Annotated in this window: 18 protein-coding genes and 1 other annotated feature; of the genes, 10 read left to right on the top strand and 8 right to left on the bottom strand. The window is 37.4% G+C overall.

Going from position 1 to position 22,772, the window contains the following annotated elements; genetic code table 11:
• Nucleotides 1-73: 73 nt before the first annotated feature.
• A complete protein-coding gene (locus AC3B5S_RS05170; RefSeq protein ID WP_489790158.1) occupies nucleotides 74-799 on the bottom strand; it encodes a GntR family transcriptional regulator in 726 nt (241 codons plus the stop codon).
• A gap of 229 nt (nucleotides 800-1,028) precedes the next feature.
• On the opposite strand from AC3B5S_RS05170, the gene AC3B5S_RS05165 reads away from it, so the two are divergent.
• Entirely contained in the window at nucleotides 1,029-3,599 is a 2,571-nt protein-coding gene (locus tag AC3B5S_RS05165) for a BspA family leucine-rich repeat surface protein (RefSeq protein WP_489790157.1), read from the top strand.
• A 204-nt stretch (nucleotides 3,600-3,803) separates the two neighbouring features.
• On the opposite strand, the gene budC is transcribed toward AC3B5S_RS05165, so the two are convergent.
• The gene (gene budC / locus AC3B5S_RS05160; RefSeq protein ID WP_489790156.1) at nucleotides 3,804-4,577 is read right to left on the bottom strand and encodes a meso-2,3-butanediol dehydrogenase; all 774 of its coding nucleotides are present in this window, start codon (nucleotides 4,575-4,577) and stop codon (nucleotides 3,804-3,806) included.
• Nucleotides 4,578-4,639: 62 nt separating this feature from the next.
• Here budC and AC3B5S_RS05155 point away from each other — a divergent pair, with 62 nt between their 5' ends.
• Nucleotides 4,640-4,978, top strand: coding sequence for a winged helix-turn-helix transcriptional regulator (locus AC3B5S_RS05155; protein ID WP_489756767.1), 339 nt, complete (start codon nucleotides 4,640-4,642; stop codon nucleotides 4,976-4,978).
• Here AC3B5S_RS05155 and iolE read toward each other — a convergent pair.
• Both iolE and AC3B5S_RS05145 read right to left on the bottom strand, forming a co-directional pair.
• Entirely contained in the window at nucleotides 4,975-5,877 is a 903-nt protein-coding gene (gene iolE, locus AC3B5S_RS05150) for a myo-inosose-2 dehydratase (protein WP_489790155.1), read from the bottom strand. The genes AC3B5S_RS05155 and iolE overlap by 4 nt on opposite strands.
• Before the next feature lie 38 nt (nucleotides 5,878-5,915).
• Nucleotides 5,916-7,049 carry an NADH-dependent flavin oxidoreductase gene (locus tag AC3B5S_RS05145; protein ID WP_489790154.1) on the bottom strand — a complete coding sequence of 378 codons (1,134 nt, stop codon included), beginning with the start codon at nucleotides 7,047-7,049 and terminating at the stop codon, nucleotides 5,916-5,918.
• A 150-nt stretch (nucleotides 7,050-7,199) separates the two neighbouring features.
• Between AC3B5S_RS05145 and AC3B5S_RS05140 the strand changes: the two genes are divergently transcribed.
• The 4 genes from AC3B5S_RS05140 (at nucleotide 7,200) to AC3B5S_RS05125 (ending at nucleotide 12,214) form a co-directional block, all read left to right on the top strand.
• A complete protein-coding gene (locus AC3B5S_RS05140; protein WP_489756770.1) occupies nucleotides 7,200-7,820 on the top strand; it encodes an endonuclease III domain-containing protein in 621 nt (206 codons plus the stop codon).
• 56 nt (nucleotides 7,821-7,876) lie between these two features.
• Nucleotides 7,877-9,406 carry a ClC family H(+)/Cl(-) exchange transporter gene (locus tag AC3B5S_RS05135; RefSeq protein ID WP_489790416.1) on the top strand — a complete coding sequence of 510 codons (1,530 nt, stop codon included), beginning with the start codon at nucleotides 7,877-7,879 and terminating at the stop codon, nucleotides 9,404-9,406.
• A 166-nt stretch (nucleotides 9,407-9,572) separates the two neighbouring features.
• Nucleotides 9,573-10,724 (top strand): cation:proton antiporter, encoded by a 1,152-nt coding sequence (locus AC3B5S_RS05130; RefSeq protein ID WP_489790153.1) that lies wholly within the window; start codon nucleotides 9,573-9,575, stop codon nucleotides 10,722-10,724.
• A 134-nt stretch (nucleotides 10,725-10,858) separates the two neighbouring features.
• Nucleotides 10,859-12,214, top strand: coding sequence for a hemolysin family protein (locus AC3B5S_RS05125; RefSeq protein ID WP_489756772.1), 1,356 nt, complete (start codon nucleotides 10,859-10,861; stop codon nucleotides 12,212-12,214).
• Nucleotides 12,215-12,311: 97 nt separating this feature from the next.
• Here AC3B5S_RS05125 and AC3B5S_RS05120 read toward each other — a convergent pair whose 3' ends face one another.
• Nucleotides 12,312-13,511, bottom strand: coding sequence for a CPBP family intramembrane glutamic endopeptidase (locus AC3B5S_RS05120; RefSeq protein WP_489756773.1), 1,200 nt, complete (start codon nucleotides 13,509-13,511; stop codon nucleotides 12,312-12,314).
• Between the two features lie 318 nt (nucleotides 13,512-13,829).
• On the opposite strand from AC3B5S_RS05120, the gene AC3B5S_RS05115 reads away from it, so the two are divergent.
• A complete protein-coding gene (locus AC3B5S_RS05115; protein ID WP_489756774.1) occupies nucleotides 13,830-15,158 on the top strand; it encodes a YhgE/Pip domain-containing protein in 1,329 nt (442 codons plus the stop codon).
• A gap of 2 nt (nucleotides 15,159-15,160) precedes the next feature.
• Nucleotides 15,161-15,739, top strand: a complete 579-nt coding sequence (locus AC3B5S_RS05110; protein ID WP_489790152.1) for a TetR/AcrR family transcriptional regulator — start codon at nucleotides 15,161-15,163, stop codon at nucleotides 15,737-15,739.
• Nucleotides 15,740-16,027: 288 nt separating this feature from the next.
• Here the strand turns inward: AC3B5S_RS05110 and asnA are convergent, their stop codons facing one another.
• The 3 genes from asnA to AC3B5S_RS05095 all read right to left on the bottom strand — a co-directional run bounded on the left by asnA (nucleotide 16,028) and on the right by AC3B5S_RS05095 (nucleotide 19,364).
• Entirely contained in the window at nucleotides 16,028-17,035 is a 1,008-nt protein-coding gene (gene asnA, locus AC3B5S_RS05105; RefSeq protein ID WP_489790151.1) for an aspartate--ammonia ligase, read from the bottom strand.
• A gap of 61 nt (nucleotides 17,036-17,096) precedes the next feature.
• Nucleotides 17,097-17,332, bottom strand: a binding site (T-box leader).
• A 61-nt stretch (nucleotides 17,333-17,393) separates the two neighbouring features.
• Complete coding sequence (locus AC3B5S_RS05100; RefSeq protein ID WP_489790150.1) at nucleotides 17,394-18,083, bottom strand: hypothetical protein; 690 nt, start codon at nucleotides 18,081-18,083, stop codon at nucleotides 17,394-17,396.
• A gap of 6 nt (nucleotides 18,084-18,089) precedes the next feature.
• Nucleotides 18,090-19,364, bottom strand: coding sequence for an ATP-binding protein (locus tag AC3B5S_RS05095; protein WP_489790149.1), 1,275 nt, complete (start codon nucleotides 19,362-19,364; stop codon nucleotides 18,090-18,092).
• An 851-nt stretch (nucleotides 19,365-20,215) separates the two neighbouring features.
• On the opposite strand from AC3B5S_RS05095, the gene fba reads away from it, so the two are divergent.
• Both fba and AC3B5S_RS05085 read left to right on the top strand, forming a co-directional pair.
• On the top strand, nucleotides 20,216-21,130 hold the full coding sequence (gene fba, locus AC3B5S_RS05090) for a class II fructose-1,6-bisphosphate aldolase (protein ID WP_489756784.1): 915 nt from the start codon (nucleotides 20,216-20,218) through the stop codon (nucleotides 21,128-21,130).
• A gap of 154 nt (nucleotides 21,131-21,284) precedes the next feature.
• Nucleotides 21,285-22,697: a C69 family dipeptidase gene (locus tag AC3B5S_RS05085; protein WP_489790148.1), complete on the top strand. Its 1,413-nt coding sequence runs from the start codon at nucleotides 21,285-21,287 to the stop codon at nucleotides 22,695-22,697.
• The last annotated feature ends 75 nt before the right edge of the window (nucleotides 22,698-22,772 follow it).

The following is a 22,772-nucleotide window of genomic DNA, read 5'->3' as shown; positions in this document are numbered from 1 at the left end:
AAGAGCCCTTACATGATATTTATAAACCTTGCACAAACTTTTGTCAACCATTTTAAAAAATGGTACGACCCAATTATTTATTTAAATTAACGAAGGTGGCAAAATTCCAGTACTTATAGTGCAAACGCATGCTTGAATATTCAAACGGAATACCGTCATCGCGAAAGAAAATCCCCGCCATAATGCCCACTGGTTCAGTCGGTTTTAACTGCAATAATTTTTGATCCGTCGGTGAAGACGGTTCGGCAGCCATATCTAAATACGCCCGATTAATCACCTCTCCTTTTTGTTCTTCTAAGTAATTAAACAAAGAATTTTCCAAAACTTTTTGTGAGAGATTAGGCAACAAGCGGACTGGTAAATAACTCGTCTCAATTAAAATTGGAATTTCATCCAGCTTGCGGAGCCGCTGAAATACATAAACAAAATCGTCGTCATTTAAAAATAAATTCTGTTGGATTTCCAAAGGCGGCTTTTGCACATCTAAACCTAAAACTTGAATTTGCTGAGTTTGTCCATTCTTAACCATGGCTGTTGTTAAACCAACATTGTCACCCGTATAATCTAGTGCAGTTTTATTTTTTAAAAATAACGGATTAATAAAATTGCCTGAACCTTGTTTTTTAAAGATGATACCTTGATCAGCTAATAGTTGGATCGCCCGCTTAATTGAACTGCGGCTCACAGCAAAGCTTTCACTTAGGCTGCGTTCATCCGGCAATTTGAGATTAGCATAGTGATGGTGAGTAATGTTGCGCTTGATCGTTTGGGCAATTTGAACATAAATTGGTTTACTCATGCATTTTTCCATCCTTACTTTTGAAAGTTATCAAATCTATTATGCCATGTCAGGGTAAGCTTTTTCAAAATGAATCCGCGTCCATGAACAATCACCTCAAATTTATCAAAAGTCAAATAAAATATTTTCAGTAAAACTATTAGAATAACTATTACAATCTCACAAAAATAGAGTAAAATTACAATTATTAACTAGGTAATTCACAGAGTTGGTTCAGGGAGATGCTAGAATGATTGCCAAACGAAATTGGCTGATTATAAAAAATTCTTACTGCACGATTGCTTTCTTAATTGGTTTTATCTGCCTATTTACTAGCCATCTAACCCAAGCGGCTGTTAATTTGCCGCCAACTAACGTTCTGCAATCGAAAAGTATTAATTTACTTCCGACGCAAATTCAAAATCCACTGATCAAAGATAGTGAACCACTAGCTAGTTTGACTCCACCTAATGGTAACGCCGTCGATACCTCTTGGTGGAATTTTACTACAACCACCGGCACTTTAACCATTAACCTAGATGCCTTAAAGCAAGACAGTACCAAATTTCAGCCGACTTACACAAATTCTGAAAATTACAAATATTATCCGTGGTATTATGCTTTAAACGGCGACTTGTCCCAAATCAAAACAGTGACTTTCCAAAATACTAGTAGTCAAAAATTTACCCCGCCCAATGATGATCTGGGTTGTTTGTTTTGGGGAATGAGTAATTTGACCAAGATTAATGGTTTAGACCAACTCAACACTCATTATGTTGTGGTCTTTAGTAGTTTATTTAATGGTTGCCAGAGTTTAGATTCAACGCAAATGAATAAACAAATTGCAGCTCTAGATTTATCTGCCGCTAATACCACGACAAATATGTTTAAAGGCTGTACGGATCTCACGCAATTAGATTTAAGCTCCTGGTCAAAAAGCGCCAATGGTCTCAAAACTAGTAATATGTTTCAAAATTGCACTAATTTAACGACGATTAATCTAGGAACTAACTTTGTCAGCAATAATTTTACCGATATTTCGGGAATGTTTAGCGGGGACAGCGCTTTAACAACTATTCAAAATATTGAACAACTAAATGTTACCAATGCTGCAGATTTATCTAACCTGTTTAACAGTTGTCAAGCACTAACAACCCTCGACTTGAGTCGTTGGCGAATCGGCACTAATGCTATTAATTTAGCTAAAATGTTTCAAGGTTGTACTCATCTAACTAGTATCTCAGGACTTGAACAATGGCAGACTGATAAAGTCGGAGCTGCCAATGGTCTATTTGATCATTGTACTGCACTGAAAGACATCAACATCAGTACTTGGAACCTAGATCAAGCTACGAACCTTGGCAGTATGTTTTCCAACTGTTCAAGCTTACAAACCATTGCTTGCGCCAATTTAATCGGCAGTCAAAATAAATTTTTTGATAATCTTTTTTATAATGATTCTCAATTAGTCCAACTTGATATCGGCAAATTAAATATGAAATCCAGTACGGCGCAAGCCAATATGTTTACAGGAACGACTAATCTGTGTAAATTAACACTCAGTCCGTATTTGAAATTAGGAACCAGTTGCGGTTTACGAGCTGCCCCTGGAAATGGTAAGGCCTTTAGTACTGATCCAACTGAAGCCAATCCCCAACATCTTTCGACGTCCGATAGTTGGCAAGAATTAGGGACTGGTGTCGACGACTATCAGGCCAATGGTCCTTTATATAGTAATAATGATTTAATCAAACTTTACCCGGGTACAAATAATCCCACAACTGTGAAAACTTACGTCTGGCAATCAGGCTGGTGGGGATTATCATTAACCACGGGCAACTTAGTTTTATTTGATGATGGCAATAATAGCGTCCATCAACCACAAGCAACGACCACTGATACTCAAAACTCACCATTAGGGACTTGGCCGTGGCAGCCTTACGTTGACCAAATCAAAAGCGCGAGCGTTAACGCGACTGTAAACACGGGGAAAGTGAATTTCAGTAATGCCAGTGGCTTACTGGCCAATTGTAAAAATTTACAAACCGTTTCTAATCTCAATGATTTATCGATTGATAACGCCTCAATTGACCATCTTTTTTATCAGGATACTAGTCTGAAACAATTGGATCTAACTAATTTGGACACTACTAAAACGACTAATGATACTAATTGCTTGGCTGGTTTAACTAATTTATGGAAAATCACTTTAGGCAAGCAAACTAAATTAACGCTTGCTGCTAACTTGCCAACAGCTCCTGGCAATAATACCGCTTTTCCAGAAAATAATAACTATCAAAGTTTGACTAACAATTGGCAAGAAGTTAAATCAAGTGACACTAACATTTATCAACCTAGTGGTGCTCTTTTGACTAATGCTCAAATTGAACAACGGGCATTAGGGCAAGTTCAAACCTATATTTGGCAGCCGAGCTGGAAAGTCGTCTTATCTAAATATCCTCGTTCTTTATCACTCAATCACATTTATGATTATCGCGCGGGGTCTGCGCCCTTAGTAGGGCCACAAGAATTTGAAATTCAAGACAATCGTCCTACTCCTAACAATGACTGGCAATTAAATGCCAGTGCACGCCAAACTAAAGGTTCAAATGTTGCAATCTTATTTAACCAGCAAAGTATTATGAATCAAAACACTGTGATTCAATCTAGTAAAAATTTAACTGCAAATACGAGCGAGCAATATCAATGGAATTATCCTGCTAGTACCGGCTTTGGTGTTAGTTGGCAAAATGGTGTACAAAGACCGAGTTTAAACAATCAGTTTATTATTACCTACTCTCTAACAGATTCACTACATTAATTGAATAATAACTTTCAAAATAAAAAAGTTGGAGTAACAATCAGACTGTGACCGCAGCATGCTTGTTAATACAAGCATTAGTCTCAGATTCTTGTTCTCCAACTTTTATTTATTCAGCGCTTGATTCTAAAAAAACTGTTCGTCGAATTTGACGAAAAATTATATTTATTCTAGCTTCAGCAGCTTGGATTTACCACTAAAATCTTACTCAAGATGAGGTTGCCCCGTAGAAGCGGTCGTGCCGCCGTCAACAGTTAAAATTGTGCCCGTAATGTAAGCAGCATCACTGGATGCTAAGAACAATACTGCGGGGGCAATATCCGCTGGCCGACCTGGACGTTGTAAAGCAATCCGATTAATAAATGGTTTTAATTGTTCATCAGATTGTGCCATCCCCTTCGTCATATCTGTCAGTGTAAAGGCTGGCGCCACCGCATTCACTCGAATACCATCTTTACCCCAATCTAACGCTAATGATTTGACAAAGCCATTCACGGCATGTTTGCTGGCATTGTAAATGGATTGTTGCCAATCACCATTGCTGCCAGACACTGATGATACCGCAATTAATGTTCCTTTGGTTGCTTTTAAAGCTGAATAGGAAGCTTTCGCCAAATAGAAAAAGCCATCAATATTAGTTGCTCGAACTTTTTCCCAGTCAGCTTGTGTTAAATTAGCAATTTCATCGGCAGCAAAGGCGGCCGCATCACTGACCACAACATCTAACTGACCAAACTGGGAAATTGTTTTGGTTACTGCCATTTGTGCTGTATCCGGCTGAGAAATATCGCCGACAATGACTAAAGTTTTGGCAGCATCATAGCCTTGAACAGTTTCTTCCAGTACCTTTTGGCGCCGACCTAAAACAGCCACTTTAGCACCATTATTTAAAAATCCTTGCGCGATGGCGCGGCCAATACCACTGCCACCACCAGTTACTAAAACTACTTGATCATTTAAAGCGTATTTATTAGTCATTTTCAATCTCCAATTGTTATAATGAATTATTATTTCGTACTCCAAGAAAGGTCGTTTCACTCATGAAAAAAACCTACGAACAGTTACTCAAATGCAATTGTGCCACAGCGCAAACTTTATCTTTAATTGGTGGTAAGTGGAAAGTTTTAATCCTGAATCACTTAGCCGAAAAAAGCTATGGTTTTAACGAATTGCAGCGTTCTTTATACGGCATCACCGCGCATACATTGACCCAAACTTTAAAGGAATTAGTGGCAGACCAGCTCATCGTGCGCACCGATTTTCAAACTAATCCGCCCAAAACTCAATATTCTCTTTCCAAGACGGGACAAGAACTCAAACCACTTTTAAGTGAAATTACTAAGTTTGGTGAAGAATATCCTGCTTTAAGTCTGAATTAATCTAGTTCGGTTAACCTTGCTTTCAAGAAATCGTGCGCTTTAATTGCTAAAGCTAGTGAATCGACGTGGGCTGGATTTAGTTCCGCGTCTACCATGACCCAGCCATGATAACCCTGCTGAATAAAATCAAACACTGGTTGAAAGTCCAAATTCCCTTGTCCGGGAACCGTAAAAGTATCATTTAAAATCGTCTTGCCGAAGGCCGAACCGGTTTGTTGAAACTTCTTCAGCTGCTTTACATGGACATCCTTTAGATGCAGATACACGATCCGGGCAGCATATTGCTCTAAAAGTGGCTGATAGGAACCATCTGAAACAAAAGCATGCCCTGTATCTAGCAATAGTCCGACTAAATGAGGATCAGTATGATCCATCAAGCGGGATACTTCCGCTATGGTTTGGACACCAGTTCCTAAGTGATGATGATAGGCAATTTGGACATCGTATTTTTGCGCTATTTTGCCAAACTCATTTAATCCTGCACACAATTGTCGCCATTGATCATCAGTAAAGATCGGTTTATCAGTAAAAATATTCTGGTCTGCTTGTCGTTGAATGGAATTAGTTTGTTCTGATAAGACTGTAAAATGAGCTTGCATAGTAGCTAATTTTTGACAATGCCGTTCAAAATCAAGACAGGCTTGTGTGATGCCGTCTCGCAAGATAAAACTGCTAAACCACTGACCCGCAATTTTGATGGTTCTAAGATCTGCTTGTGCTTTCACTTGTTGTGCACTGGGAAAATAACCCGCTCCTTCGGTGCCTTGATAACCCGCTAAAGCAACTTCATCCAGAATTTGCCGGTAATCTGTCTTTTGCCCAATTTTAGGGTCATCTTCATTCCGCCAGCTAATTGGTGAAATCCCCAATTGCACTTGATACTTATTTTCAGAATTCATCAGCTTCACTTCTTTTCAACCAACTAATCAAACAAAATTTAATTATTATCTTTTGCAAAAACTTGGTCGTAACCGCCCATGGTTTCGGCAATTTGCTCTAAAAAGCTCGGTTTGATGCCCAAATCTTCCATGTCAGCTTGCACTAGCCGGTATCTAATCGCCTGTTCCTCATTGCTTTGCACTTTTTGCACCCATTTAGGTTCCCAAATGGACTCGTGCCCCATTGCTACCAGGTCAAATTCTGCACTGGCTGTTTGAGCTTGTTGCGGTGTTTTGATGCCACCAACCACAATTAAGGGCATCGCCCCAGCAACTCGTTTCTGTATAGCTTCATTAACAATGACCGTCGATTTTGGATCACGACTTGATGTTTTCCAAACATCGCCTTGCGAAACATGTAGATAGTCAATTGGATATTGCTTTAATTCATCAATTAATTGCAACGTATCATCTAAAGTGATCCCCGGATTTTCTAACTCTTCCGGTGACAACCGATAACCGAGCAAAAAGGACTTCGGCGCATATTGTTCAATTACCTGAGCAACCTCTTGCACAACGGCTAATGGGAATTTCATTCGCTTTTCTAGTGATCCGCCCCAAGCATCTGTGCGCCGATTAGAATGCGGAGAGAAAAATTGTTGTAATAAAAAGGTGTTAGCGCCGTGGACTTCCACGCCATCAAAGCCAGCTTGAATCGCTCTTTTTGTAGCTAAGCCAAAGTCCTTAATGGTTTGTTCAATCTCAGCAGGCGTTAATTCACGGGGCACTTGAGCATCTGGACGTTCTGCCGCTACAGCACTGGCACTGACTGGTTGTTCTCCCCGCAAAATTTTGTTATTGGACATGCGTCCTGCACTAAAAATTTGAATGACAGCTTTAGTACCATTTTGCTTCATCGCAGCTGCTAAACGACTTAAACCAGGAATAAACTTGTCATCAGCAATACTCAATTCACCTTCAAAACCTTTGCCTAAAGCATTGACGTTTGCTGTGGCTGTAATAAATAAACCTACGCCACCTGTATGCTGAGCATAATAAGCAATTTCATCACTCGTGACCGTTCCATCTTCAAAGGACATTTGTTCTGTCATAGGCGGAATCACAATGCGATTTTTTAATTGCACAGCTTTATTTTTAAAATGATATGGTTGTAAAAACTTGTATTCAGTCATATTTATAATTGGCCTCCCTAGCTTCGTTTTGATCTGTGCCAGTAGTATAATTCATAAAATTAGTCAATAACAGTACTGACTTTTTTGATACTATTCACTTCAACTTGTCAGAAGCTGACCCTTATCTTATGATGAAGCTAAGAGTTAGAGGTGATACCCATCGACTATTACCAAGTATACTTAGATATGTATCAATTATTTGGACCCCAATTTTGGTGGCCATCAAAATCCGATTACGAAACTCTAATCGGTGCTATTTTGGTGCAAAATACTAATTGGAAAAACGTTGAAAAATCGCTATGTAATTTACGTAGCCAGACTAACTTTGAGCCCCAATTATTATGTAATTTATCCTTAGAACAGCTGAAAATTTTAATTAAACCCAGTGGCTTTTACAACGCTAAAGCCCACACCATTCAAGCGGCGTTTCGTTTCTTACAACCCTATCAGTTCAATTTTCAAACCGTAGCCGATGAATTTCCGCAAGCTAAATTGCGTCAGCAGCTTTTAAAGATTAAGGGCATTGGCAATGAAACAGCTGACGCCATTTTATTGTATATTTTCAACTATCCAGTTTTTATTGCTGATGCTTACTCTAAAAAGATGATTTTCTACTTAGAAAACAAAGACGTGCAAAAAAAGACCTATCGGCAAATCAAAAATTACTTAGAGCCACCGTTACTGGCGCATATGTCCGTCAAAGATTTTCAAGAGTTCCACGCTTTAATTGATGATCATTTATTCGATTATCTACATCAAAAACTGAATTAGACTGGTTGAAAAAAGACTAAGTTCCTTCAAAATATGAGTAAGGCAGATGACATGCAATCAATATCAAACGATTTGATACAACTAATTTTAAATTTATTATCAAAGGCATCCTGATTGGCATTTTAACAGGACTGGTCGTTGGTAATTTTCGCTTATTAATTGTTAAATCTTTAGCTACTTGGCTCAAACTTTACCAATTAGCTCATATCCAGCATTCATTCTTATTAGTTATTTTACTTATTAATGTTGCAATTGCCATCATCATTGGTTTATTAACTAAACGACAACCCCACATTATGGGTTCCGGTATTCCGGAAGTTGAAGGCCTATTAACTCAACGGATTAGCTTAAAGTGGTGGCCCATTCTTTGGCGCAAATTCATTGCTGGTGTTTTAGCAATCGGATCAGGGTTGTATTTAGGGCGTGAAGGACCATCCATTCAGCTAGGAGCGGCGGTCGGTCAAGGAATAGGTGAATACTGGGAACCATCAGCTAAAAATCAACGAATTTTATTAGCTAGTGGCGCTGCTGCTGGATTATCAGCGGCTTTTAACGCTCCGATAGCAGGGACTTTATTTATTTTAGAAGAAGTTTATCATGATTTTTCCCCATTAATTTGGATGACCTCCTTATCCGCTGCCATTAGTGCAGATTTAATCTCAATGAATATTTTTGGTTTAAAACCCGTTTTGTACATGGCTCATTTACCCGTGTTTCCCCTCCATTCCTACTACCATTTGTTATTTCTTGGTCTAATTCTGGGCATTTTCAGTTTTTTCTATCAAAGAATTTTATTACTGATGTCTTGGTTATACGCCAAATGTTTCGGCTGGTTACCCCGTATTTTTCATGGTTTAATTCCTTTGTTATTAGTAATTCCTTTAGGCTACTTTTTACCACAAACTCTTGGTGGTGGTAACAGTATTATCTTGAACTTAAGTAAATTGAAGTTGGGACTTCAAGCTTTACTGTTTTTATTATTATTGCGCTTTATTTTTTCGATGATTTCCTATGGCTCAGGACTAGCTGGTGGAATTTTTTTACCAATTTTAACTTTAGGAGCCATTACGGGCACATTATATGGCACTATCGCTGTCAAGTTAGGTTTACTGTCAACCAAATACATCGTCAATCTCTTAGTATTTGCCATGGCTGCTTATTTTGCCGGAATCAGTAAAGCTCCGTTTACTGCTATTTTATTAATTACCGAAATGGTTGGCTCTTTGCAACATCTCGTTCCACTAGCCCTTTTGTCGTTAGTGGCTTACATTGTTGATGATTTATTCGGTGGTGCGCCCATCTACGCATCCTTATTAGCCAAAATGACTATCCCGAAAACGCTCCACCAGATTAGTGGTCACCCCATACAATTTGAGTTACCAATCTCGACTGATAGTTCATTCAACGGCCAACAAGTACGTGACATTCAGTGGCCACAGGATTGTTTGTTAATCGGTATTCGCCAAGGCGCCAAAACCCTGATCGCTCACGGTGACACACTCATCATGGCGGGTGAAACCTTAATTATTCTGACCGATGCTAGTCAAGCTGACACAGTTAAAAACCTCTTGCATCAATTGGAATAATCTGCGTATTCTTGCACATTTTACTATTTCTGTTAAGATATCAATGATTATCAATTTTTTAATAAGTATTGGTTGGAGTTTCGACTTTCAAGAATTTGCTTTGGTTTGGGTTGCCAAAGACTTTTTTGAAAGTCTTTTTTTATGATTTGAAGGAGTTTGTTCGCTAATGAAGTTTATGAGTTCATTATGTTTAATCTTAGTCACCACCACTATTTTAGGTCATCTTAGTAGTAGATTGCACCTCCCGACTGTTATCGGTGAACTGCTGAGTGGCGTCATTTTAGGCCCGGCATTTTTGCATTGGGTCCAGCCAAGCAATTTACTTCAAACTTTTGCAGAGATTGGCGTCGTCTTGTTAATGTTCATGGCCGGGCTGGAAAGTGACTTATCGACCCTTCGCCGCTTTTGGCGTCCCAGCATTTTGGTTGCAGTATTGGGGATGATTTTACCAATTTTCACCGCTTATTTTACTGGCCGCTTTTTTCATTTTTCACGATTAGACAGCTTATTTTTAGGTGTGACATTTGCTGCAACTTCCGTTTCCATTTCTATTGTTGTTTTACAAGAAATGAACCAATTGACCAGTGCCGAAGGAGCCACGATTCTAGGTGCAGCGGTAGTCGATGATATTTTGGCAGTTATCGTTTTTAGCATCTTGCTTAGTTTTGTCGGAAGTCATGTTACAACTAACACCCAGCAGCAACATTTACCGTTAACACTAACACTTCAAGTTGGCTATTTGATAGTTTTATTAGTTCTTGGTCGGTGGGTAATTCCCTATCTTATGCAACTTAGTTCTCAATTGCTTCTTCCCAATTCCGAAACTATTATGGCCTTAATGATTTGCCTTAGCTTAGCTGTTCTAGCCAATGCAGTCGGTTTAAGTGATGTTATTGGGGCCTTTTTTGCTGGCCTAGCTATCGGTCAAACTAACCATCAAACGAGTATCAATCACGAATTGCAGCCCATCGGCTATGCCATCTTTATTCCAGTCTTTTTTGTCAGCATTGGCTTGAATATTTCTCTATCCGGAATTATGCAAAACATGGGATTATTTTTAGTATTAGCTATTGGTGGTATCATCGCAAAAATGTTAGGTGCTGGTTTAGGTGCGCGCTTAACTAAATTTTCTAGACATAGTTCTGCTATCATCGGTGCTGGGATGATCTCGCGCGGGGAAATGGCTTTAATTATTGCCCAGTTAGGACTACAGAGTCACTTATTCTCCAGTAATCGTTACTCAGCAATTATTGGTGCTATTATCGCCACAACATTAGTCGCACCGTTACTTTTAAAAGCTGTCTTTTCTCATCCCTAAAAGGTCAGCAACCATTATATAATAATCATTAGATAGCTAATCGAAACTAATTACCGTACCTCTCTCATAGAATAATCTGGCTATCACTGGTATAATTAGTCTCAAAATTCACTTTGAAATGGGGAATAATTGTTTTGTCAGACGCTCAGATATTTATCAACCTTATCTGGATTGTTGTCATCTTTGCGATTGCTTTCTTCTTTATTTTGGCTGAGTTTGCCTTAGTAACCACTCGCGTGAGCCAAATTGAAGATGCAATTGAAAATAAGCAAGGAAATCAAAAAAAATTACACCGTGCACTACACATGGTCAACAACTTAAATGAGTACTTATCCACTACTCAAGTGGGCACAACGGTGACCAGTTTAATTTTAGGTTGGATTGGTGAAGACACCCTACAATCTTTTTTTGATCAAGTTTTGGGTATTTCATTGAAATCTTCAACAACGCTTCACGCTATTAGTTCTGTGGTTGCTTTGCTTTTATTAACTTACCTGCAAGTGGTAATCACTGAAATTGTCCCGAAAAATATCAGTATTGATTTACCAATGAAAATGCTTCTATTAACTGTCACGCCACTACAAGCCTTTCACACCTTAGCCTATCCTTTCGTCTGGCTACTGAATATTTCGGCAACGGGCATTGTCAAAATGATCGGAATGAAGCCCGCTGACTCAGAAAGTGAAGTTTTTAGTCAATCAGAAATTTTGCGTTTATCACGTGATTCGGTCAGCAACGGCGAATTAGACAAAAATGACTTACTGTATATGCAACGAGCCTTTGATCTCAATGACAAAGTAGCTAAAGATATCATGATTGATCGCACCCGGCTTTACGTCGTCGATGTAACTGACACCGTCAATGAAGTCATTAAAGATTATTTACAGCAAGGTTTTTCACGTTTTCCAGTTGTGGCGAATAATAACAAAGACAAAATTTTAGGTTACGTTTATATTTATGATTTAGTGCGGCAAAAACAGGTTAATGGCCAGATTCCCATTAGTCGTATGCTGCGTTCCATCGTGACCGTGCCCGAAAACATGCCAATTCACAATATCTTAACGCAAATGATTGCCAAGCAAACGCCCATCGTCGTCGTCGTTGACGAATATGGTGGTACCAGTGGTATTGTCACTGACAAAGATATTTATGAAGAATTGTTTGGTACGGTTAAAGATGAAGTTGATAATGTTTCCGAAGAGTACATCATCAATAATCATGATGGTTCTTATTCAGTTAGTGGACAAACCACACTTTATGATTTTGAACGTTACTTCAAAGTTGATTTAGCTGAATTTGAAGACGTGGACTCCGTTACTTTATCCGGCTATATGCTCGATCAAAATCCGAACTTGCATTTAAACAGTATTGTCCAGTTAGATAAATTCACCTTTAAAGTGGTGGATTTCGAGCATTCTTATGTTAATAAATTTTTAGTAACCATTAATAAACCAGCCAATCAAAAGTCGGTTCCATCATCAAATGAATAATTGCACCATAACTTTAAAAATTAAAAGCATTACAATCAGAAATTAATTTTGATTGTAATGCTTTTTTAGTTGGTACAATTGAATTAAGATAATATTTTTAACCTAATTGACTTTGCCGAGTAGTGAGATAGCGTTTCGCCAGCCAACTGGAATACAAGACACTCAAGACAAAAACACTCAAAACAATCAGTAATCCTAATCCCCCATTAACACTCATATTGCCACTTCCAGTCACTGCATTTTGGCACAAGTCCCACAATGTATGGATTAGTATCACTAGTAATAGATTATCGGTAATTAAATATAAAACAGCAAAGAAAACCCCAATGCCCGCCGCATCAATTGTCGATAAGAGTACCGCTTGCCAGTGCTGTGGTGCACTGAAAAGATTCATTACGTGCATTAAACCAAAAGCGATTGAAGAACTCCAAATGGCAAAGCCATAACCGGAATGCTTTTTAACATAAGACAATCCCAGGCTTAAAAATAAACCGCGATAAAGCAGTTCTTCCAACACTCCCGAACGAACTGAAAAGACTATTTGCTCCAGATTGGGCCACTGCCAAGTTTTGAGAGGATGAAGCCAAACTGCTGAATCCAAATAAAAGATAATGATAAAGAAAATAATCATGGAACCAAAGAGAATCCCCTTCTTTTTCAAGCCTGTCCAGTTCCATAAAATGATAGGTTTTAATTGTAATTCCTGAATAGAAATATAGATAAACGGAATGATCATAAAAACCATGCAAGCCAAGAGTGAATTTCTCCAAAAGAGCAGACCGTGCGGGATTGGTACCGCAGAATAAGTATAGCCTGCAAAAATATTAATCATGAATTCATAAACTAAAATAATCAATAATGGCAATACTACTATTAACGACCAGCGATGATGTGGCCGTACTAATGTGATAGTAAAAACACTACTAATGGATAATAATGTCATCAACAAGATGAGCCAGAACGTGCTGATAAAAAATGAGCTGTGTGCCAACCAAGTTTTCAAAACATAATTATTAATAAATACATCTTGCGTCAAAAGTACCAGCACAAACCATTGTCCCCAAAAATTAATTTGATTTAAAATATGGGAGTGAAAACGATGTGTTAATTTCGGTAACCACCGATTATCAAATAAATCAAATCTCAACCCGAACGCGATAAACACAATCCCAATTATTAAATAATTAAATTCCAATTGTTGTGAGAGCATATTGGTTCCTACACCCAAAAACAGCAATATTAAAAAGGTTGCTAAATAACTGAAGTTCATAAACGTTTTCCAACTTTGGTAATTCATCTTTGTTGCCTTCCTTCACATTAATCTGACTATCCCACAAATTATGCCAAAATTTTCCAGAATTAAAAGAGTTTCCTGCTAAGTGCTACAAAAATGAACATTGATGACACATTGCTGCCACTATTCAAACTTTGTTGCGCCTACATAATGAATCTGGAATCAAAAAATTTTGTCATCAATTTAGACGAGTATTGTTTTATTCCAAACCACTTTGTCTTTCCTTAAGATAATTTATTTAACAATTTTTAGCAAGTACGTGCTTGCTTTTAAAAACGAATGCGCGTATGCTCTCCTATATCAAAATAAGGAGTTGAAATCATGCATTTGAAAAAATTTTTAAGTAATCGCGGCACTATCTTAGGTTTTCTAGTAACTTTATTGTTTGGAATTTTCGTTTTTTTGATTTATTTTACTGGTTATCAAGCCATGCCCAACAACTTGGACCAATTACCAGTGACTATTGTCAATCAATCCAAATCTAATCATCAAATTAGTCAGCAATTAAAAAAGCAGCTTCCTTTCAAGCACATTCATGAAACTCGAGATCTCCAACAGGCGCAAGCTAATTTAGCAGCGCGCAAAACTTATTTAATTATTGATATTCCTGCCCATTTTGCACAACAAGCACTGCACAATAAGCAACCACAATTAACCTTTTATGTTAATCAAGCCAATCCCACTAGTGTTAATACTAGTTTGAACACGGTAACTCAAAAAGTTAGCTTCCAGCTTACACGACAGCTAACTTTGAAACAGACTACTTTAAAACTAGCTCAACCACAATTAACTGCATTAAAGCAAACACTAGTCCAACAACAGCAAGCGGCCCAAGTAAAAGTCACCCAAGCTAAACAACAAATTGCTGCCGCACCAGAAGATCAACAGGCCAAATTAACTGCCCAATTACAACGCCAAGTTCAACAGCAACAACAGCAGGCGCAAAAAGCAGCCCAGGGCAAAGCGCAAACAATTCTGCGAGTCGCCAAACAGCAAGCACAAAAACAGAGCCAACCTGTTATTAAAGTTCAACTACACACCACCAATCCCGTTAAACAGGGCATGAATTATTCCATGGCGCCTTTTTTCGCCACCATTGCTTTATTTTTAGGTACGATGATTGCCGCACTATTACTTTACGGAACTTATGCCAAATTTGCCCAACAGATCGGCCGTTTTCAAGCTTTTTTCCATATTGAGATTGTCTACTTGTTAATTTCTTTCGTTAATGGCGGCCTAATTTCCTGGTTCATGAGTGTCATGTTAAATCTCCACCAGCTAAATTTTGGGGTACTCTGGTTGGTTCACAGTATCTTCATGCTGACTGCATTTAATTTTACCAGTGTTATCTACTTTGCCATTGGTCAAATTGGCGTCACATTAAATATTTTGCTCACAATGATTCAAGTAGTTTCTGGTGCGGGCATGCTGCCAGTGAGTGCTATGAATGGCTTTTATCGCACCATGCACTACATCTCACCGATGTATTACAATATTCAGGCAGACATGATTAATTTTTATGGCGGTCATGGTCTAAGTGCCAATATTCAAGGCCAGTTATTCTTATTAATTAGTTTGATTGTTTTGAATTTAATTATTATAATTATTCGTAAAAAACAACCATTTGTTGATTTAAGAAAGCTGAGTTAACTATGACAGACGATACCGACCAAAAAATTATGCTAGCGTTTGCTACATTAGCTAGTAAATATGGCTACCGTGGAACTACAACCCGCAAAATTGCCCAAGAAGCTGGCATTAATGAGAGTACTTTATTTCGCCATTTTCCTAACAAAAAGGCTTTATTGAAGTACTTAGTTGATAATTACATTAAGCAAATTCAAACAAATGCTAAATCTTTTCAAATCAACGGTGATGTGCGGGCTGATTTTCAACGCGCAATGCAAGATTACCGAAATTTTATTGACCAACACCAATTATCATTTTTAATCACGGTGCGAGAGGGACATGAATTTCCAGAACTAGTTGATGCTAGCCAAAGATTTTTTGATACGCGCTATCGTCTGTTTGTCGATTTTTTTCAAGAATTACAACATCGTGGTCTTATTAAAAAAAACATTAACGTCGAAGCCGAAGTTTTGAATTTAATTTTGATGAACTTTGGCAGTTCCGTGTTGAAATATGACTTATCAAATATGACTATTGGTAGTCATGCTCCAACAGACAATACAGAGATTTTCTTAGATCATTTGATTGCGGACAAAGACTAGAATTGAACCATAAAACTACCCAAATATGAATTTTAAACTAAATAACAATGATTTAAACCAATATAAAAAGGCGTTCTTAAACTTATCAGAAAAGTTTTTGAGCGTCTTTTTTAATTATTAAGAACCACAGGTTCTAAATTCATTTTACAAATTGATATGATAACTATTACAATTCGTAAATTTACGTTCCTCAAGTTGGATGAGTTATGAATTAAAACCATTATTGTTCGTTTTTCTGGAGCAGATTGAGCATGAGAATAATTTTGACTAACTAATGCAAAACCATTTTTACAGTAATTGGATTTTGGCCGCTGCACATTGCTCTTGCATTTCTTCGGGCCAGACACTAGCTTGCACTTCACCAATGTGTGCTTTACCTAACAATAACATGCATAAGCGTGACTGCCCGATACCACCACCAATCGTTAATGGTAACTCGTTATGCAAAATACCTTGGTGATACGGATATTTTAACCGGTCAGTTGCTTTTTCATGTTCCAACTGACTTTGCAGCGATTTTTCGTCAACCCGAATCCCCATACTGGACAACTCTAAAGCAGCTTGCAACGGTTCATACCAGAACAAGATATCACCATTTAATTGCCAATCATCATAGTCTGGCGCCCGGCCGTCATGTTTTTGACCATTGCTTAATTTGCCGCCAATTTGCATTAAGAAAACGGCGCCCAATTCTTTACAAATCGCATTTTCACGTTCCCGGGGCGATAAATCTGGATAACGATCTAATAACTCTTGTGTGGTAATGAAATGTATTTCATCAGGCAAATGATAAACTGCTTGTGGATAACGATACCAGACTTCATCTTCTAAATGCTTCACTACCTTAAAAATTAATTTAACAGTTTGCTTTAATGTATCTAATGTGCGTTCTTCGCGTTTAATTACTCGTTCCCAATCCCACTGATCAACGTAAATCGAGTGAAAATTATCCAAATCTTCATCTTTGCGAATCGCATTCATATTGGTATATAAACCTTCATGAACTTGAAAACCGTATTTTTTAAGTGCTGCGCGCTTCCACTTAGCTAACGAATGGACAATCTCAATTGAGTCATCAGAATAATCTTTCATCTTAAACGCTACCGGAGTTTCCACGCCATTTAAGTTATCATTCAAACCGGTGCCATGTGGTAAGAACATCGGCGCACTTAATCGCTCTAAGTGCATGGCTGCACCAAATTCGGTTTGAAAAGTTTCCCGAATATACCGAATTGCTTTTTCGGTTTCTCGAACTGATAATTTTGGATCATAGTCTTTCGGAATTATTAATGTCATGGAAATATCCTCCTTAATTAATTATCAATTAAATAAAACTAAAAAAAGCCCTTCATCCCAATCAAGGGACGAAGGACTCGCGGTACCACCCTAGTTGCTTTGCAGCCAACTCAAACACGTACAAACATACGCTATGGATGATAACGGCCATTACCGGCAAACCTTACTTAACTAGTATTTTCAGGCCTACAACTGACGAAAGTGTTTTTCAAATAGTTAATTCTGGTATTGGGTTCTCACCGCTCCCAACTCACTGTCCAGTTCAACTATTTTACTCCTCTTTCTGAATGTTTTTAGTTTTTATGGTTATCACTATAACACCAAAAATTAAAATTGCAAGTTTTAAATTAAAAATAAATTAAAGTTTTAAATCCATATCGTTTTTTCCATCGTCAGAACGTCGAACTTTAATTTTCTTTTTAATTAATACCCATACTTCATTTTCTTTTTTATGATATGTCAAATCCAGCTGAGATTTCCTATAAATTGCACATTTTATCATATACCTAAAGATAGAATTAAAAATTCCCTGTGCCATGGTAAAGAAAGCAACTATACAAACAATAATCAATAAAATAACTATAATGGGGAGAAATAAATTTAACAAATCATGATAATTAGAAATGATTATTTCCTTACTGGATAGTGAATTGAACAACACAGTAAGACTGTTAAAAACAGTGAAATATAAAGTAGTCATCGAAATAGTAATCGTTATTATCGGTAGTACCAAAGTTGCAAAAAAACTATCTTTAGAATCGGACAATAATTGTTTTAAATATTTGGAATCAATTTTAGTAGTCATGTAATCAATAGATAATTGCATTTTCTTCCAGTAACATCTTGATAAAATAAATATAACTATAAAGCCAATGCTTACACAATTTAATATATGATTTTGTGATTTTATATTAGTTTGAGTCCTATCGTTAATAATGTTAAACAAGTCTACAAAAAATAACAATTCAACTAAACAAGTAAATATTAAAGGTATGGAGCTTGGAAGATAACTGTTTCTTATATTCCTATAACTGATATTATTTTTCATGAACTTTTAAACTCCTAACATCGCAATTGGCAAAACATGAACATGATCTTTTTGCCTTGTGTAGGCATATTGACCCGTATTTAGCAAAACCTTAGTTGTTTTAAAATCATCTTTAACCAAATCTTCGAACCAATTAAGGTGACGAACATCTTGATCTGATGCTGCATTTGCACTAGATTTAACTTCAAACAAAATTAATGAGTCACCTTTTTGTAAAATAAAATCAATTTCATGAAATCCTCGATGATCTCTAAAATGAGACAATATAGCATTATTAGCATCAGCATATACAATTAAGCTTTGATAGACCAACGATTCTAACAATTGCCCAATAAACGTCTGATTAAATTTACCAACATGTTTAGGCACTTGATAATCCACCAACTGACTACGATCAACTCCTAATAATTTTAAAGCAATCGCTGGATCCAACATATAATGTTTTGGCGATTTGGCTAAATTAGGATACAGTTTTCCTACTCCTAAAAAAGCAGGAACTTCATCAATAATATAAAGTATTTCCAAAGCTTCGCGGTAATCATTGGCTGTTGTCCGATTCAAATTTTCACCATTAGCAGTTGCCGAATCAATTATGGTTTGAAATTTTGTAGTGGTACCAATAGACGCAGCATATGATTTTAACCAAGCCAAAAGACTAGCAGGTTTTCTAACTGTAAATCCATTTTCAGCAAAATCATGATCGATAATGTTATCAATATAACTTTGTAATAAAAGTTCCCGAGCTTTCTGAGGTCTTTTACGAATTCCCGGAAAACCCGATTTAAAGATTTCGCCTAAGTAATCACTAAGTGTTTTTTGAGTGACTCCATGGATACTACCTTCATTCGAAAAATCAAATAATTCATTGATGTGAATATAATTGTCAGACATTTGCCGTTCTTGAATTGAATAAGGGCGTAGTTTCAATCTAACGATTCTTCCCGCTCCGCCATGAATTTTTGAGTTTATTCTAATACTACTACCTGAAAATAAAAAACTACCATTTGAGACACCATTATCAACTTGATGTCTAACAAAAGTCCACAACTCAGGTGCATACTGCCATTCATCTAGCAAAATTGGCTTTTTATCTTTTAAAATAATGTTCGGGTCATTAGTAAGTAACAACTTCTCTGTTTCATTATCCAAACTATAGTTTGTTTTAGCAAACTGTAAACAAGTCTCTGTTTTGCCAACTGCCTTTGCTCCCTCAACCAAGACAGCAGGTAATTCCGTCAAAATATCTTTTAAGGGTTGATCAATTATTCTAGGATCATACATAATTACTCTCCTTTTTGATTAAGTACTATACAATTTTTACACTCTCTAATGAACATTTTTTACACTTTCTATTATACAATTTTTACACTCTCTACTGGGCAATTTTTACACTAACGCAAAAAATAAAAGAACTACGACACAATTTCCCTAGAAAAATATCGTAGTCATGATGTGACCATCTAAGTTACCCTAATTTCGGGGGTTACATAAATTATTACATTTCTATTTTTCATTTTAGCAACTCAAAATTGCATCGTATCAATCTAAAAGTGCGCAATTTCCCGGGAAAATTTGCTGGTAGCACTCGCTATTTTTAGCTATATTTAGATTAAAAAAGCAAGGAGCCTTAACCTATGAAAATCCAATTTGCAGCTCAACTCTTACAATTAAGAAAAGAAAAAGGAATCTCACAAGAACAATGAGCTCAAAGTTTAAATGTTACCCGCCAAACCATCTCCAAGTGAGAACTTCAAGAAGCTACTACTGACCTAAATAAAATCCAGGCGATTGCCGCTTGTTTCAAGGTACCTGTTGAAGAACTGCTCTTTGGTTCAGATTTTAAAAATAAAACTATCCCTGTATCTAAAAACAAAAAGCGCTCTCAGCCTATTAATAATGGTTGGGAATTTTTAGCTCGATACTTTTGGAACATTATTATTGGTGTTTGTGTCTTGGCATTTTCTTTATCATTTTTTATCTAAATTAAGAAAAAATTACCTCGTTCTGTTGCTCAGATCACACAATTACTAACAATTCCAATTTAAAATCGATTACATCATGGAAATGATTGTTCCATTTTCAGAATTACGGTACAATGTGTCTGTAGGTTGTACATCTAGGAGGGTATTTAAATGGCTTATTTAGATAACGGTAATCAAATCTTTAAAGACGCACGGAAAAATCATTATGCTGTTGGTGCTTATAACACTAACAATGTTGAATGGACACGCGCTATTTTGCGGGCTGCTGAAGAAACAAGAACTCCATTATTAATTCAAGTTTCTACTGGCGCTGCTAAATATATGGGTGGTTACAAATTCGTCAAAGACATGGTCGAAGATCAAATGGATTCCATGAACATCTCCGTTCCAGTTGTTTTGAACTTGGATCACGGTGACTATGACTCAGCCATTGAATGTATCAAATTAGGCTATTCATCAGTTATGTTTGACGGTCATGCTTTACCAACAGAAGAGAACTTGGCTAAGACCAAAGAAATCGTTAAGTTGGCTCATGAACGTGGTATTTCTGTTGAAGCTGAAATTGGTAAAATCGGTGAAAACCAAGGCGCTGAAGGTGGCGAATTAGCTTCTGTTGAAGATGCTAAAGCCTTTGTTGCTGCTGGCGTTGACAAATTAGCTTGTGGAATTGGTAATATCCACGGTGTTTATCCAGAAGGCTGGACGGGCTTAAACTTTGACCGTTTGAAAGAAATCGCTGATGCCGTTGATGTACCTTTAGTTTTGCATGGTGGTTCTGGTATTCCTGAAGAACAAATCAAGAAGGCGATCTCTCTTGGTATTTCTAAAGTGAACATCAACACAGAATTCCAATTAGCTTTCCAAGAAGCTACTCGTAAATACTTTGAAGAACACAAAGATGAAGATAAAGCTAACAAGGGTTATGATCCTCGTAAGTTACTTCTTCCTGGTGCTGAAGCTATTACTGATTCCATGAAGGAAATGATCGGTTGGTTAGGTACTCCATCAATTGATGAAGAATTAAAATCTGCTGCCTTTGATCGTAGCTCCTTAAACGAAGAATAATAACAATTAAATTTATTGACTAAACGCAACTGGCAATTTTTCAGCCAGTTGCGTTTTTTGATTTGGAAATTCGATAAAAACCGTGAAACCTACTGTATTTCTTCAGGAATTGGCTTAAAATATAGGTGAAATAAATAATTAAGAGAGGCTTATCATGAAACCACACCGAAAAAAAGGTTCTTGTACAACAATTCTAGTCGGAAAGAATGCATCCATTGATGGTTCGACCATCATTGCGCGCAATGAAGACGGTAATGCACCGCTGCATCCACAAAAATTTGTTTACGTGAAACCTGAAGATCAACCGCATCATTATCAAGCTGTTTTAAGTAAATTCAATTTGGATTTACCAGCCAATCCGTTAGGCTATACTTCCACTCCGGAAGCTGTTAGTGGTCACGGGCTCTGGGCAGCAGCAGGGATCAATAGTGAAAATGTCGCTATGAGTGCTACAGAAACGATTACCACCAACAGTCGCATTTTGGGGCTGGACCCCTTAGTCGACGATGGCTTAGGAGAAGAAGATATCCCCACCATTGTCTTGCCCTATATCCACAGTGCGCGCCAAGGAGTAGAACGTTTAGGACAATTGTTAGAAGACTACGGCACCTATGAGACTAACGGCATTTGCTTTGCCGATAATGATGAAGTTTGGTATTTCGAAAGTATTGCCGGTCACCACTGGGCCGCAATCCGGATTCCTGATGATTCTTATGTAATTGCTCCTAATCGCTTTAACATTACTGATTTTGATTTTCAATCGCCCGATACCCTCTGCTGTAGCGATTTAGAGGACTTAATTGAACAAAACAACTTAAATCCCGATCCCGAAGGCTATAATTTACGTCATATTTTTGGTAGTGCCACTATCAAAGATACTCGTTACAATAATCCTCGTGCGTGGTTCGGACAAAAATATTTCAATCCCGAATTTCAAACGACACCAATTGATCAAGACTTGCCTTTTATTTGTCAGACAACGAAAAAAATCAGCATTGAAGATGTCAAGTTTGTCTTAAGTTCCCATTACCAAAACACGCCGTATGATGTTTATGGTACAACCAATAGTGCGGAACAAAAGAAATTATTCCGGCCTATTGGCATCAACCGCAATCAAGAGTTACACATTTTACAGATTCGCAATAATGTTCCTCAAGAAATTGCCGGTGTTCATTGGTTAGCCTTTGGCCCCAATACTTTTAACGCAGTAATTCCTTTTTATGCTAATATTAATGATACTCCAGCAACTTATCGCGATACCACTGACCAATTTGATCCTCAAAAAATGTACTGGTTAGCTAATACTTTAGCCGCTTTTGGTGATGGACATTTTAATTTGGTTGAAGATTCCGAGAATGCTTTCGAACAAAAAACGGTCGCCGCTTGTCGTCATTTACAAATTCAAGCCGATCAACAAGCGATTAAAGAAAGTGATGTCCCCAGTTATTTAACCCAAGTTAATGACCAAATGGCCCAAATTTCTTTGATCAATTCGACCGAATTATTAGGTGAGATGGTGGGCTTAGTGGCTCCACGGATGAATTTACAATTTACTTTGCACGATTAAATTAAAGTTGTGACAAAGAGCGGGTCAAAGCTACACTATTACTGTAGCTAGATACAAACTTATGCTTCTGAGAGC

The sequence above is a fragment of the Bombilactobacillus sp. ESL1094 genome, assembly GCF_058107425.1.
Note: the sequence above shows the minus strand (reverse complement) of the source record. Positions and strands in the feature narration are given on the sequence as shown.